Annotated in this window: 12 protein-coding genes; 10 read left to right on the forward strand and 2 right to left on the reverse strand. The window is 50.2% G+C overall.

Annotation, left to right across the window (positions count from 1 at the left end):
• Position 1: 1 nt before the first annotated feature.
• Positions 2–511: a hypothetical protein gene (locus TH3_RS22000; protein ID WP_040109989.1), complete on the forward strand. Its 510-nt coding sequence runs from the start codon at positions 2–4 to the stop codon at positions 509–511.
• Entirely contained in the window at positions 508–1257 is a 750-nt protein-coding gene (locus tag TH3_RS22005) for a DNA N-6-adenine-methyltransferase (RefSeq protein ID WP_007091039.1), read from the forward strand. Before TH3_RS22000 ends, TH3_RS22005 begins: the two co-directional genes overlap by 4 nt.
• Positions 1258–1311: 54 nt before the next feature.
• Here TH3_RS22005 and TH3_RS22010 read toward each other — a convergent pair whose 3' ends face one another.
• The gene (locus tag TH3_RS22010) at positions 1312–2529 is read right to left on the reverse strand and encodes a hypothetical protein (RefSeq protein WP_007091040.1); all 1218 of its coding nucleotides are present in this window, start codon (positions 2527–2529) and stop codon (positions 1312–1314) included.
• Positions 2530–2639: 110 nt separating this feature from the next.
• A complete protein-coding gene (locus TH3_RS22965; RefSeq protein WP_139328232.1) occupies positions 2640–3104 on the reverse strand; it encodes a helix-turn-helix transcriptional regulator in 465 nt (154 codons plus the stop codon).
• 114 nt (positions 3105–3218) lie between these two features.
• Here TH3_RS22965 and TH3_RS22015 point away from each other — a divergent pair, with 114 nt between their 5' ends.
• The 8 genes from TH3_RS22015 to TH3_RS22050 all read left to right on the forward strand — a co-directional run bounded on the left by TH3_RS22015 (position 3219) and on the right by TH3_RS22050 (position 11866).
• A complete protein-coding gene (locus TH3_RS22015; protein ID WP_007091041.1) occupies positions 3219–4124 on the forward strand; it encodes a DNA cytosine methyltransferase in 906 nt (301 codons plus the stop codon).
• Positions 4125–4141: 17 nt separating this feature from the next.
• The gene (locus TH3_RS22020; protein ID WP_007091042.1) at positions 4142–4399 is read left to right on the forward strand and encodes a hypothetical protein; all 258 of its coding nucleotides are present in this window, start codon (positions 4142–4144) and stop codon (positions 4397–4399) included.
• Between the two features lie 6 nt (positions 4400–4405).
• Positions 4406–5479 (forward strand): phosphoadenosine phosphosulfate reductase domain-containing protein, encoded by a 1074-nt coding sequence (locus tag TH3_RS22025; RefSeq protein ID WP_007091043.1) that lies wholly within the window; start codon positions 4406–4408, stop codon positions 5477–5479.
• Between the two features lie 38 nt (positions 5480–5517).
• On the forward strand, positions 5518–6705 hold the full coding sequence (locus tag TH3_RS22560) for a site-specific DNA-methyltransferase (RefSeq protein WP_007091044.1): 1188 nt from the start codon (positions 5518–5520) through the stop codon (positions 6703–6705).
• Between the two features lie 97 nt (positions 6706–6802).
• A complete protein-coding gene (locus TH3_RS22035; RefSeq protein WP_007091045.1) occupies positions 6803–7231 on the forward strand; it encodes a DUF7831 domain-containing protein in 429 nt (142 codons plus the stop codon).
• Between the two features lie 1329 nt (positions 7232–8560).
• The gene (locus tag TH3_RS22040) at positions 8561–9700 is read left to right on the forward strand and encodes a replication initiator protein A (RefSeq protein WP_007091046.1); all 1140 of its coding nucleotides are present in this window, start codon (positions 8561–8563) and stop codon (positions 9698–9700) included.
• 75 nt (positions 9701–9775) lie between these two features.
• Positions 9776–11443: a hypothetical protein gene (locus TH3_RS22045; RefSeq protein ID WP_007091047.1), complete on the forward strand. Its 1668-nt coding sequence runs from the start codon at positions 9776–9778 to the stop codon at positions 11441–11443.
• A 135-nt stretch (positions 11444–11578) separates the two neighbouring features.
• Positions 11579–11866, forward strand: coding sequence for a hypothetical protein (locus tag TH3_RS22050; RefSeq protein ID WP_007091048.1), 288 nt, complete (start codon positions 11579–11581; stop codon positions 11864–11866).
• The last annotated feature ends 394 nt before the right edge of the window (positions 11867–12260 follow it).

Below are 12260 nucleotides of genomic sequence, written 5' to 3' on the forward strand. Positions count from 1 at the left end.
CATGAACCGGGAATTCAGCGCAGGCAGACTTATCCGTGTTGAGTATGAAGTCGAGCTGCCAACAGATGCCTCGCGAGAGGAGGTGGACGCCTGGATCGGGTTCCACCTTGGAACAGGTCATAGCGGACTGACCGAAGATACCCCTTTGGCATTATTTGAACCGGAGCCATTTGCTGATCACTTCCTGCTGACCGACACGGGGATGAGGGGCATCACAAAGACGGTAGAGGTTGCAGGTTCACCCGGTCAACCAATCCGCACCAGATATCTTTACGAACGTCACAGAATAGCCAGCCCCCACGCGACCGGTCGAACGCAACCAAAAGCGGGAAACGTATCGCCGACCGGAGCCAAGTTAATCACTCTTGGGATGTTTGGCGATCTGACATCACCGTCGACCTGGCGTTTCAGACACGCAAAGCATAGCGATTATCGTCTAATTTGTCTGGGCCCTTTCTGTATTTGGATCGTTGAACCGGTAAACATGACAGGTAGAAGAAACAATCAATGAGCAAGCGATCAAAAGGGATGGGGGGCCATCAGTCAGCACGAGCGAACAAGGATGAATGGCTCACGCCGCCAGCGCTGCTTCATGCCTTGGGTGAGTTCGATCTCGATCCATGTGCCCCGATTAAACGCCCCTGGAACACAGCAAAGACCCATTATACAGTCCTTGACGACGGGCTGCGGATGCCGTGGTTCAGACGCGTGTTTCTGAATGCGCCTTATGGAAACGCGCTGTGGCTATGGATGGAACGATTGGCGAAGCACGGAACTGGAACAGCGCTGCTGTTTGCGAGAACAGAAACAAAGGGCTTCTCCAAATGGGTATGGGATGAAGCCACGGCGATTCTGTTTCTTAAAGGAAGGCTTCACTTTCACCACGTAAATGGGGACCGGGCGCCACGCAATGCGGGAGCACCATCAGTTTTGGCAGCCTATGGCCAGTATGATGCTGACATGCTGATAGACAGTGGTTTGGAGGGCCAATTTGTGCCCTTGCGTGTTCCCCGGATATTTGCCATCGCCTGGAACCCAGCACACCAGAGCTGGCGCGAGATCATTGACCAGTTCACTCAGGGAGAGGGCGGGACCGTTAGTGTCGCTAAGCTTTATGAACTGGTACGGGGACACCCCAAAACGGGATCGAACAAGCACTGGAAAGCCAAGGTGCGACAAACCTTACAGAGAGGGCCGTTCACCCCGCTTGGCGAAGGGCGATGGAAAGCAAATACCTGTCAGCCGTGCGAAAAATAGAATAGGGGGCCCAGAGTTTATCTGGCCCCCTATTAAATTAGAAACGTCGCCAGCTTAAAGCGTCGGCTGGTCGTTTTCTGCCGGAGATGGAGGGGAATAATGAGACCGTTTTCTTGCGGTGACAACCGAGCTGATCTGGTCGGGAATATCCGATAGATGGGCTGCAAGAACGGACAGCTTTTCCAGCATGGTTTGCGGTCGAGCCTCATAGAGAGCCGGCAACTTTTTCTGAACGTGCACCGGTAATCTCGATAACGCCGCGTATGGGCAATCTTCCATCACAAACTGTACCCCGCGACGCAATTCATCTACACGCAAGCGCATGTCATCAGCTTCGATATTCTTAGCTTGAACAGCTTTGATCATGTCAGGCAACCCACACAGAACATAATCCCTGTATGTCTCCTGACGGATGGCTTTGGACGCTTCATGGTCACACGCAACCGCATGCAGGAGCCTCGGAAGGAAAGTATGAAGATCGTCGTAAGCGGCCTCGATGCTGTCTGCGTGCCCGATCGCACAATTTGTGTATTTCTGTGACCATGGCCAGGCGTCCGTGCCCGAGATGCTAAAGCACCCGTCGTTGAATTTAACCGTCAGATGATCCACCCCAGACAGGCGATCTTTGACGACGATTTCTTCAATGGAACCGCAGACGCAGAACTCTTCATGCATTGAAAATTCTTCCAGGGCCGACTGAATTGGTTCCGTAGCGAGGAAACCATTCCGACCGCCAAAGGCAGGATACTCGTTAAGGGAAATGTCATCGCACAGCTCATCTTGTTCGGCGATGTATCCATCAACTTGCCGTTCGAATGCGACCAGCGCTAAACCGAACCAATTGTAGGGCGTCATGGTGTCGCTCAGATCGGCACCAACGTAATCGTCGGTTGCGACCGTAACGATCTGTGCAGCAGCTGGCAAAGCTGAAGGCAACCCTGTCCACTGAAGATGCATTGGATCAACACTGCCCTCCGACAGGGCATCTGAATAAATGGAGCAATCATCATCCAACGCATTCATCTCAAACTGATCGGCAACATGGAAAATCTGAACAGTTTCACTTTTTGTGGCCAAGGAATTTTCACCGTGCTGATGAATATGTCCTACAACAAAACTGAACGATGTTCTGATGGCTGGCATCGTGAAGGACATGTTGCCATATAGCGGATATTGGGACGTTACCATCATCGGAGACGTCGTTTGAAGCAGCTCTTTGGCGGAATAAACAAAATCCCCGCGCGCATCGTATGGGAAGACAGTTTTCATCATTTGGCCCGTTCGTGATTGTGTATCCTTCCCACAAGATTAACGTCAAATTATGTAACCAGATTTTTCATTATTCTGGCTCGGCACAAAATAATAGACGATGAGATTGATATTTATTTTTGAGACGTATTTCTTGCGCGTTTAATTGAGCCAAGGCGCCGGTTGAGTGTCGCTCGTGAAATTCCTGTCGCATACGCAATCTCGTTCACTGTTCCACCAAGCGGGTCGTGCCACAGTTTTTCGGCGAGAGCCCAAGCCTCTTCATTCGTTTCAGCAACGGTTGGGCGCCCCCGTCCGGACCGCCTGTTAAATCTAACGGGCGGATTGACGGGTGAAATTGCCTGAATTGATTGGCCGGAAAGAGCTTGATCAAGAGCCTTCAATAACTGAACACGGATCGCTTGATCAAGAAATTCCATTGTCAGCAAGTAGGAACGTAAGGCCACAGACGGCTCCGCGCCGCCCGATCGATGAAGCATTCTCGACATATGGGTTTCGGTCACGCCGATATGGCGCGCAGCTTGACGATGCGAAATACCCAATGCTTTCAGGCGCAATATTTCTGACGGAACACTCATTGAGGCTTTATGCCTTATCGAAAGTTTTACCTCAAGTTGATTTTTTGTATTGATCCATTATTTTACTTCATGTAAATGTTTTTGTATCAAAATATCACATCCGGGTAACAGCGAATGATCATCACGGTGAATTCTTTCTTCTCAGGCGCAGGCCTGTTTGACATTGGACTCATCGAAGGGGGACTTCAGATCAACAAGGCATTCGAACTCGACCAAAAAGCTTGCGAGACTTATCGAGCAAACCTTGGAGATCACATAGAGCACTGTGATGTAACGCAGACGACTGTTGAGGATAACAGCCAGTGCCACGGAATGATTTTCACCTATCCCTGTAACCGGTACTCAACAATTGGCGATATTCATGGCGTCCGCACAGGTGATGATCTGTTCGCCCACGCCCTTCGATTTATCGCTATCGGAGCTCCCGAATTTTATGTTGTGGAGAACGTCGTTGGCATGCGCGTGTTTCCGGTCGTCATGGAAGCAATGACACGGCTGAAGCAATACTACGTGCAAGTGTTCTGTCCAGTCCGATCAGACATGTGGCTGCCGCAGCGTCGCAATCGGCTGATCATCATTGGAACCAGGCGCCCATTCAATGTTCGAGCGCCTGAAGGATTTCGCAGAATGCGCTTAAGCGAAGTTTTTGAAGAAGGCGCGCGCGTAACGGTACCTGGATCAGTTTTGGCCCGACTGAATGGCAAATACAGGGATCTTCCAATTATTTCCGATCCTGCCAATGACGATATCGCGCCGGCTGCAGTTGCTCATTACGCCAAGGACAAGTCAACTCGACTGATTGTCGACAAGTCGTACCCGCTCGGTGTCCGACCTTACACAGTCAGGGAATATGCACGCCTTCAGGGCGTGCCTGACTGGGTCCAGTTTCCGGTGTCAGATACAGAAGCCTATCGCCAGATTGGCAATGGAGTGTCCGTCCCCGTCGGAATTTGGGTCGCCAAGGAAATGACCCGATACATGAACCAATCATCGCTCAACCCCAGTTTACCCATGAATTAACTCAACGAGGATCAACCATGACTTACATCGCGAAACCTAAACCGTCTGCCATCAAATATAAAACTGAAATGGACGAAGTGCCTGTTCGGCACGCGACATATGGAGTGGCGATGCTTTACCGATCGAAGCCAGGAGCACAAGAAGGAACAATGGAGATCAACAATTCAAGGCTCACAGGCTTCCGATATGAGGGTTTGTTTTATTCCTTTATTTCGGACGAAGTTGGTGCGGCCTGTTATCGCCTCAACGATACGTTCATCTCGACCGACGGATGAGATGCCATGACATTCCAATCATCCGCAGCCCGCGCAGGCTTCGAGGACATTCCGGCCTCAACGGTGACTGAGGGAAGCTCCTTCTTTTCTGCCGAGGAAATCGACGTCAGCCAATACGATCATATCATCCTTTGCATGTCCGGGGGAAAGGACTCAATTGCCTGCCTTCTCCATCTGATTGATATGGGAACTGACCTGGGCAAAGTGGAGCTTTGGCACCACGACGTAGACGGCCGGGAAGGATCAACCCTGATGGATTGGCCATTCATGGCCGACTATAATCGCCAGTTGGCAATGACATATGGATTACCAATTTACTTCTCGTGGCTTGAAGGCGGTTTCGAAGGAGAAATGCTCAAAGAAAACTCTCACAGCCGGCCGCACTGGGTTGAAACACCTGATGGCCTGATCAAACTGGATCGGGACACCGAGCGCGCAAAGCCCGGCACCCGCCGCAAATTTCCGCAAGTGTCGGCCAATCTCCAGACGCGTTGGTGCAGTTCGGCATTGAAAATTGATGTCGGTCGTCGAGCACTCAATAATCAAACCCGATTTAACGGTAAAAGGGTTCTCTTCATTACTGGTGAAAGACGTGAAGAAAGCGCGAACCGAGCCCATTACAATCAACTTGAACCGCATGCCTGTGATCGTCGTTCCGGGCGGAAAGCCCGACATGTAGACTCATGGCGTCCAGTCTTGCATTGGGAAGAAGATAGGGTTTGGGATGCGCTCAAACGGCATGGAGTCATTTCTCCAATCCCCTACCGGCTTGGCTGGGGGCGATCATCTTGCAAGAAGTGCGTTTTCAACTCCTCAGTGATCTGGGCAACCTTGAACCATTATTTCCCAAGCAGCATTGATCCCATCGCCAACTACGAAACTCTCTTCGGCACCACGATTAGCCGCAGCAGGAAAAATGTCGTTGAACTCGCGAACAGCACAAGGCCTATCGAAATCAATGATCGGGAGGCTTTATTGCAAGCCACTCGATCAGACTATTATCTCCCAATTATAGGCTCTGCCGACGCATGGCTATTGCCACCCGGCGCCTTTGAAAAGTCCGGATGCGGGCCGTCATAGTCATCGTTTCTAAACGAAGAGCAGCAGGAAAATCATAGATGTCCGGAAGGCTTCCTTCACATAATCAGCTGGTTCTACCTTTATTGGAAGTTTGCAATGAGGCAGGCGGCCGCATCCACGCACAGGATGCATACGCAGCGATTGAAGAGAAACTGTCTTTAACGCCGGCCGCACTCGAAATGACAGTGCGAGGCGGGGGAAACACGACAGTTTCCAAGTTCCACCATAGGGTCAGATGGGCCCGCCACCATGCTGTTGAAAGCGGCTTGTTGCAGTCTTCATCGCGAGGTGTTTGGGAACTGACTGCTGCGGCTGAAGATAAACTCTGCCGAAATCAAACTGGTATCGTTTTCACGATCTGGGAGACCGAGCTGGGGCAAGTTCTATGGGGAACTGCCGAGCAGGCGGCTGCAGTAATTGAACCCGGCAGCATCGATCTGGTCTACACGAGCCCGCCTTATCCGCTACTTCAACCCAAAGAGTATGGGAACCTGAACAGCTCAGATTGGCTCAAATGGATGGGTGATTTGGCGGAGCAATGGTCAGGTCTTCTCGCAGATACCGGAAGCCTGGTCGTGAACATTGGTTCGATTTCCGTGGCTGGTAAGCCTTTCAAAGACCCGTATGTTGCTCGTTTTGAGATCGATTTGATTGATCGACTTGGTCTGCACTTGGTCGACGAACACTTCTGGCACAATCCCGCCAAGCTGCCGGGGCCCGTGCAATGGGTTTCAGTCAAGAAGAAGCGACTTAAGAATTCGGTCGAGCATTTGCTTTGGTTCGCGAAGTCTGAAGATTTCAAGTCAAACAACGACAACGTTCGCGAAGCTGAGTCACCTCACACAACCAGATTCCGGAAAAACGCTCTTGAGAGTGGCAAGGGCCTCGGCCGTCGCCCCGGTGGGTCAGTCGCTGGAAAAGGCTTTTTGACATCGAACGGCACTTCGATCCCGTCAGTGCTCCAGGTGCAAGCTCACGAAGGACCCCATAGCGCTTATCGACGGGCATGCAAGGAGCATGACATCAGACCGCACCCGGCCATTTCCCCGCTCGCACTACCGGACCGGTTTATTCGTCTCACCACTGAACCAGGCGACCTTGTCTATGATCCGATGGCCGGCTCTTTGGCCACTTGCTATGCCGCGGAACTGCTTAAACGTCGATGGATAGGCTCGGAACTGTCAGCACATTACATCGCTGGTGGAACACTTCGGTTTGGATCTTGAGATATCTGATTTGGAGCAATGCTCATAAAAAATTCGGGGTATCAGATATTCTATCTAGACTGGAGTTGGGCTCAGAACACAATGAAGGTGCGCAAAAATGATCTCCTATGAAGCAAAAATTACCCGCCAGATGTTGCGAGACAACAGTGACACTCTTTTTGTGTTCGGCGACAATCTTATTCGTAGAGGCTTGGGCGGCCAGGCTCGGGAAATGCGAGGTGAGCCAAACGCTGTCGGCATCCCAACAAAACGGCTTCCCTCAATGGAACCGGAAGCATTCTTTACCGACCATGACTTTGAAACATGGCGAGAACATTCGGCCAAAGACTGGGGCAGGCTATTGTCACATGTCAAGCGGGGTGGAAGAATTGTCATTCCTGCAGCAGGGATCGGTACAGGCCTCGCTCGACTTGAGGAGAATGCTCCAAAGATTGCCATTGCGATCCGTGATGGGATTGCCGTGCTTACGAAACTTGCAGCAGAGCAGGATCTAACTGCGATCGATAACGAACCCTCGCCTTTCTGAAATTTGTCGTGAATGCCTGCAACGACATCACACCTTTGACAAGCAAATTTGCAGCGCCTTTCCTCATGTTCGATGTTTGGTTTGTGCTCCAGTGAGCACTGGGGTGTTATTGACGGGTTATAATAGAGGGTTAAGGAGGTTTCACTACTTGCAAAAATATGTGATATAACAGTGGCTTAAACTATAAAATAAGCGGTTCAAAATAACTGATACCCCGCACAGATATAACTGTTCCCCCGCATTGTTATTCCTGAAACCCCGAACGATGCTGTGGAGGTGGTAATTCTTATCCACAGGTTGATTTTTCAGTGGGTGTTAATAGCCGTGTTATTGTTAGTGTTACGGGATGTCTGGCCTTTTTGATGACTCGGCGGTTTTGGGGCGGAAATGGATGTCATTATTGGACAAAAAATATCTGAAACCCCGAATCAAAATATCTGATCCCCCGCAGCATTGTAACTAATCCCCCGAATCTCCATCAAAAGTTATCCACAGACACTATTCTTGGGATGATCAGAGGCCGTTTCTGTTGCCTCCAACACTAAGGCTATCAGGCATTCCATAAGCGATGGGCGAATTGAGGATGTCGAGGACGGGGGGCAGAAGGCCGCAATACCCTTGGAAATACATGAAACAGTTCCGTCCAGCTGCACTTCAGATAACTGATCCCCCGCATTGGCAGCGATTGATAACTGTTCCCCCGAACGCTGTGTTTGGGTACGTGGAGCAATGATCATACCCAGAGATCGAGCCATGCGATGCATGTTTTGGATCAGCGAACGCCTTGGATTGGTGTCTGCAGGTAGGCGCAAATGTCGGCTTTTCTGGCAGATCGGCCTTTCCATCACGAGAAAGATAACTGATCCCCCGCATGATAACCAATCCCCCGAAAGATAACCAATCCCCCGCAACATAACTGTTCCCCCGAATACGTCTTGAACCCTGTTTGTCAGGGAGAGCCGTCAATTTGCAGGGTGCAGAATTAGATAATCAGGCCGTCCACTCTGTTGTCGAGCAGAAAATCAGAGGCAAATTGTCCCAAAACGGATATCTCAGCCTGATCAGCTCAGCATCTACAGTTTTATACCCTGAAATCCCGGGCCAAAATAACTGAAACCCCGCAGAATATCTGATCCCCCGCAAGATTTTCCCGATATTCTAAAGAGATAGCTTTCAGCGTTTGCGAGTCGTAGGCACATAGGCCGAGCCTTGGAAATATCTGATCCCCCGAAACCCTTTAAAAACATAACTAATCCCCCGAAGCTTGACTCTTAGTCTGATCGTGAAAGACTGGATGATCTTAAATCTCGGGAACAGGCGGATTTACGCTTGAGTGAACAAAGCGGCCAAACTGGATATCAAGAGGTCATCGTCTTTGATGGCAGTGACGATAGCGACGATGCGTCGGACGTTATTGATGTCTCTCCACTAGACGCCCTGTTGCCTGAGCGACACCCGCAGTACGATCTTTTCATCTGTGATGTTGCTGACGCGGTTATCAAGGATCTGATGCCCAATATGGAGCATCCGTTCTATTCGCTGTCTAAAAAGCCCGAGCGAACTGTGCGAACGTATGAGCACAACGGACAATGGCTTCGCGTCACGCCGAGTGTTCGTGGCTTGGCAACCATCTATGACAAAGACATCCTTATCTACTGCGTCTCTCAGGTTATCGCAAAGATGAAGAATGGGGAGCGCGCATCCAAGCGCATTCGCCTTAATACCCGTGATCTACTTCAATTCACCAATAGGGGCACAGGTGGTAAGGACTACAAGGCACTTTCCGACGCCCTGGAGAGAATTCGCGGAACCACAATCACGACCAACATTAAAACTGGCAACAAAGTTCAGACCGACACATTCGGACTGATCGAATCTTCCTCCATAAAACGAATAAACGGAAAAGATGGGCGGATGATCAGTTGCGAAGTCACATTGTCAGATTGGGTATTCAACGCAATTCGCGACAGGGAGGTGCTAACTCTTCATCGCGATTATTTCCGCCTGCGAAAGCCTTTGGAGCGCAGAATTTATGAGGTTGCGCGGAAACATTGCGGCCGCCAGACAACATGGAAAATCAAACTTGAAAACCTGCTTAAAAAGTGTGGTTCAGCAAGTCCGATCGTGCAGTTCCGGCAAAAAGTCAAAGAGATCACCAAAACTGATCATTTGCCGGACTATCACGTTGAATATGATCGAGACCAAGACTTGGTGATCTTTGTCAACAAAGGCACTATCCCTCCGCTCGATGTAGACGCCGATGGCGATGACAACGCTCCATGGGGCGGGGCCCTTCCGATCGGAGCAATTGATGACGCAAGGGAGGTCGCACCAGGATGGGACCCGCATTTTCTTGAATCGCAATGGCGGCAGTGGGTAGGCGATAATGATATCACACCTAACAATCCCGGAAAGCACTTCCGCCGCTTCTGTCAAACATGGTTCGACAAGCGTGGGACACCGTCTTGAAATAAAATCAGGTAACGGCAAGTTCTTTTAATCTGGTTGCAGATCAATTTTCGGAATGAAGAATTGGAGCGACCGATGGCAGTTGGATTTCAGCGGTTCAAGAAAGTGGCTGATGAAGAGGCTTCTTATCTTCTCGATGGTCCACAAGATGCAACAGCTCGCGATGCAACGGCTGATACGGAAATAAACGAACCATCTCCAACAGAACCCTTGAACGGGACTGTATTTTTCGGAGATGCCCCTGATTTCGCGAGCGAATTTGCATTTGCAGCTTCTTCAACTGGAATTTCCGTCCGGCCGCCGTCTTTTGAGCAGCAAACAAGCAGGACGCGGGAAAAAGCCACTTCGCTTCATCTGGATCCACCCGCGAACCGGTGCGATCATCTTGGTTTCGTGACGACGGAGATCGATGGAATCAATCTTCGGACCATCTATCCGGACCAGATTGAATCCTTTACGGCCAAACAGGCAGCACCCATCAATTTTTTCACACTTGAACCTAACGTAGAAGCCGGGAAGTTGATTTCCATCGAAATTCAAAAGGTGGATCACAACCTAGCGGTCGAAGAATTTCGTCACGAATTGAACGACGCAAGTGCAATCGATCTCAATGATGCTCCTGAAAGTATTATGTTCGAAGGTTTGCGCGCGACTGCTTCTGACCGTTCACAGTGGGCTGTTCATATTAAGGGCAACGGTGAAGAATCAACAAACCGCTTTAGTTCATTTTTAGGCGCCAAACTCTTTGCCACCAGGGCGAAGGTTTCTGCACAAAGCGAGGCCGTTAAAAATCTGCCGGAAGTTGAAGCCAATACTGAAACGGCTCGCATTCAGGAACTGACAACCCAAATCAAGAATCTCGATAAATTTGCATCCGCGATTGAAGATGTACTTTCAGCCCCGTGCTATAGCTGCGTTACAAAAGGCGAGGGGTGGGATGCACTAATTGTCGATCGGATGACCGGTCGGGCATTGCTGGCAATTGAAATTCTCAGCCATGAGACCTTTGTCAGAATAGACGAGGATTTTGCCGCGGCAGCCAACATTGATCTTCCCGACGCCAAGTTAGTGAGAGACCTCACCGACCAAAACGGCTCAGGGTCGGAAGGGAGTAAAAAAGGCGTACTTCTTTCCCTTGGTTACGGAAGCAGCTCAACAGATCCACTGCAGCAGAAGATCTTGCAGGAACGAGTCCCCAATCTGATCATCGATTTGTGCACTTCCAATCGCTTCATCATCGAACACGCGCAATCCGAACAGGTAAGCGCGCGGGCGACAGCGGCCCTGCAATATTCTCTGCAGCACATCGAGCGCGAGGTCGCTCTACTTGACGTAGACATGGCCCGCAACGAACTTATGCGCGGATCTGGTCACGACGTTGCGAAAAGAAATGCCAGGGTTTGCGAAATGGCCCTCGCGATTAAAGGCCAAATAGACCATAGAGAGGTACGGACTATTGTTGAGGGGATGCCGCACTATACCCAAGCTATGCTCAGCTGGCTGGGAGAGAAGGATAGCCCGTCCATTAGAGATCGGGTCAATATGGTAATCGGCTCTGCTCGGGATGTGATCTCGGGTAGATTGGACAAGGCAACGACGGTGATTTCAGAGCAAACAAGACTGCATCGAAACGTTCCAATGCCTACAAGAATGGCTTCGCTTGAAGATTTCAGAAGAAGTCAGGCGCGGGTCAAGCTCGAAAAGGCACAAGCAAAGGTCGACGCTGCTTCATTTGAAATGTAGTAGCAGAAAGGCCGATTTGACCTGTTTCCTGCAGCAAAACGACAGGATTTTGATGGGAAAACAAAGTCATGCAATTTTGCATCGGCCGATGGTAAAATGCTGCCGCATCGAAATCGCAGCCATTCGGAGATCGTGTTGAGCGGTAAAATTGAATTCAACCTAACCAAAAAATTGCTTCAGTCCGAGCTGGCAATTATTTTGGGAGCGACCGGACAGCAGGGCACGATTAGTCGGTCACTGAAGATGGCAAAGGGGCCCATGTTCCAGTTGGTAACTTTGATCAAGTCTCTGCACGAAACGATGCCGGCTGATGCCTTCCGCAAGGTACTGGAAGACTGGTTGGACACTCTACCTGATGGCGAAGAAAGAATTGAGACACTGAACTCAGCCCTGCGCGCCCGATATTCCAAAGACAAAAAATAGGTAACAGAAATAAGCGTTACCTTTCTTCACAGGAGATTGTGAGAGAAGGGTGTGCTTATGCGACCTTACAGCCTTTTTGGACCAAACATAGACTTTGCGGGCAGTCTGTTACGCAATGTGATCGATATTAGTGCAAATGCACTCTATCGAGGCCAGCAGCGTTCGTCTGAACATGAAGGCAAGCCGCGACAATCAATTAAACATGAAACCGCCCCTTTAAATGACGGCAATCTGCCAGCATCAAATGCCGTCCACGATCTCAGCATTGTTGACTTGGGCAACCATATTCCATTCGGTCAAATCCTCCACAAAGACACAGGAAATCCAGTGGCAAGTAGCGCATGCCACAATAGTTGGTCGCGTCATCGCGTGATTAAACGGCACATCTGCAAAG

The organism is Thalassospira xiamenensis M-5 = DSM 17429 (assembly GCF_000300235.2).
Lineage (GTDB): Bacteria > Pseudomonadota > Alphaproteobacteria > Rhodospirillales > Thalassospiraceae > Thalassospira > Thalassospira xiamenensis.

What these genes read in the sequence shown, in the direction of transcription:
- TH3_RS22000 (WP_040109989.1), top strand. Translation starts at nt 2, where the DNA reads ATGAACCGGGAATTCAGCGCAGGCAGACTTATCCGTGTTGAGTATGAA.
- TH3_RS22020 (WP_007091042.1), top strand. Translation starts at nt 4,142, where the DNA reads ATGACTTACATCGCGAAACCTAAACCGTCTGCCATCAAATATAAAACT.
- TH3_RS22965 (WP_139328232.1), bottom strand. Translation starts at nt 3,104, where the DNA reads ATGAGTGTTCCGTCAGAAATATTGCGCCTGAAAGCATTGGGTATTTCG.
- TH3_RS22010 (WP_007091040.1), bottom strand. Translation starts at nt 2,529, where the DNA reads ATGATGAAAACTGTCTTCCCATACGATGCGCGCGGGGATTTTGTTTAT.
- TH3_RS22005 (WP_007091039.1), top strand. Translation starts at nt 508, where the DNA reads ATGAGCAAGCGATCAAAAGGGATGGGGGGCCATCAGTCAGCACGAGCG.
- TH3_RS22025 (WP_007091043.1), top strand. Translation starts at nt 4,406, where the DNA reads ATGACATTCCAATCATCCGCAGCCCGCGCAGGCTTCGAGGACATTCCG.
- TH3_RS22035 (WP_007091045.1), top strand. Translation starts at nt 6,803, where the DNA reads ATGATCTCCTATGAAGCAAAAATTACCCGCCAGATGTTGCGAGACAAC.
- TH3_RS22015 (WP_007091041.1), top strand. Translation starts at nt 3,219, where the DNA reads ATGATCATCACGGTGAATTCTTTCTTCTCAGGCGCAGGCCTGTTTGAC.
- TH3_RS22045 (WP_007091047.1), top strand. Translation starts at nt 9,776, where the DNA reads ATGGCAGTTGGATTTCAGCGGTTCAAGAAAGTGGCTGATGAAGAGGCT.
- TH3_RS22560 (WP_007091044.1), top strand. Translation starts at nt 5,518, where the DNA reads ATGTCCGGAAGGCTTCCTTCACATAATCAGCTGGTTCTACCTTTATTG.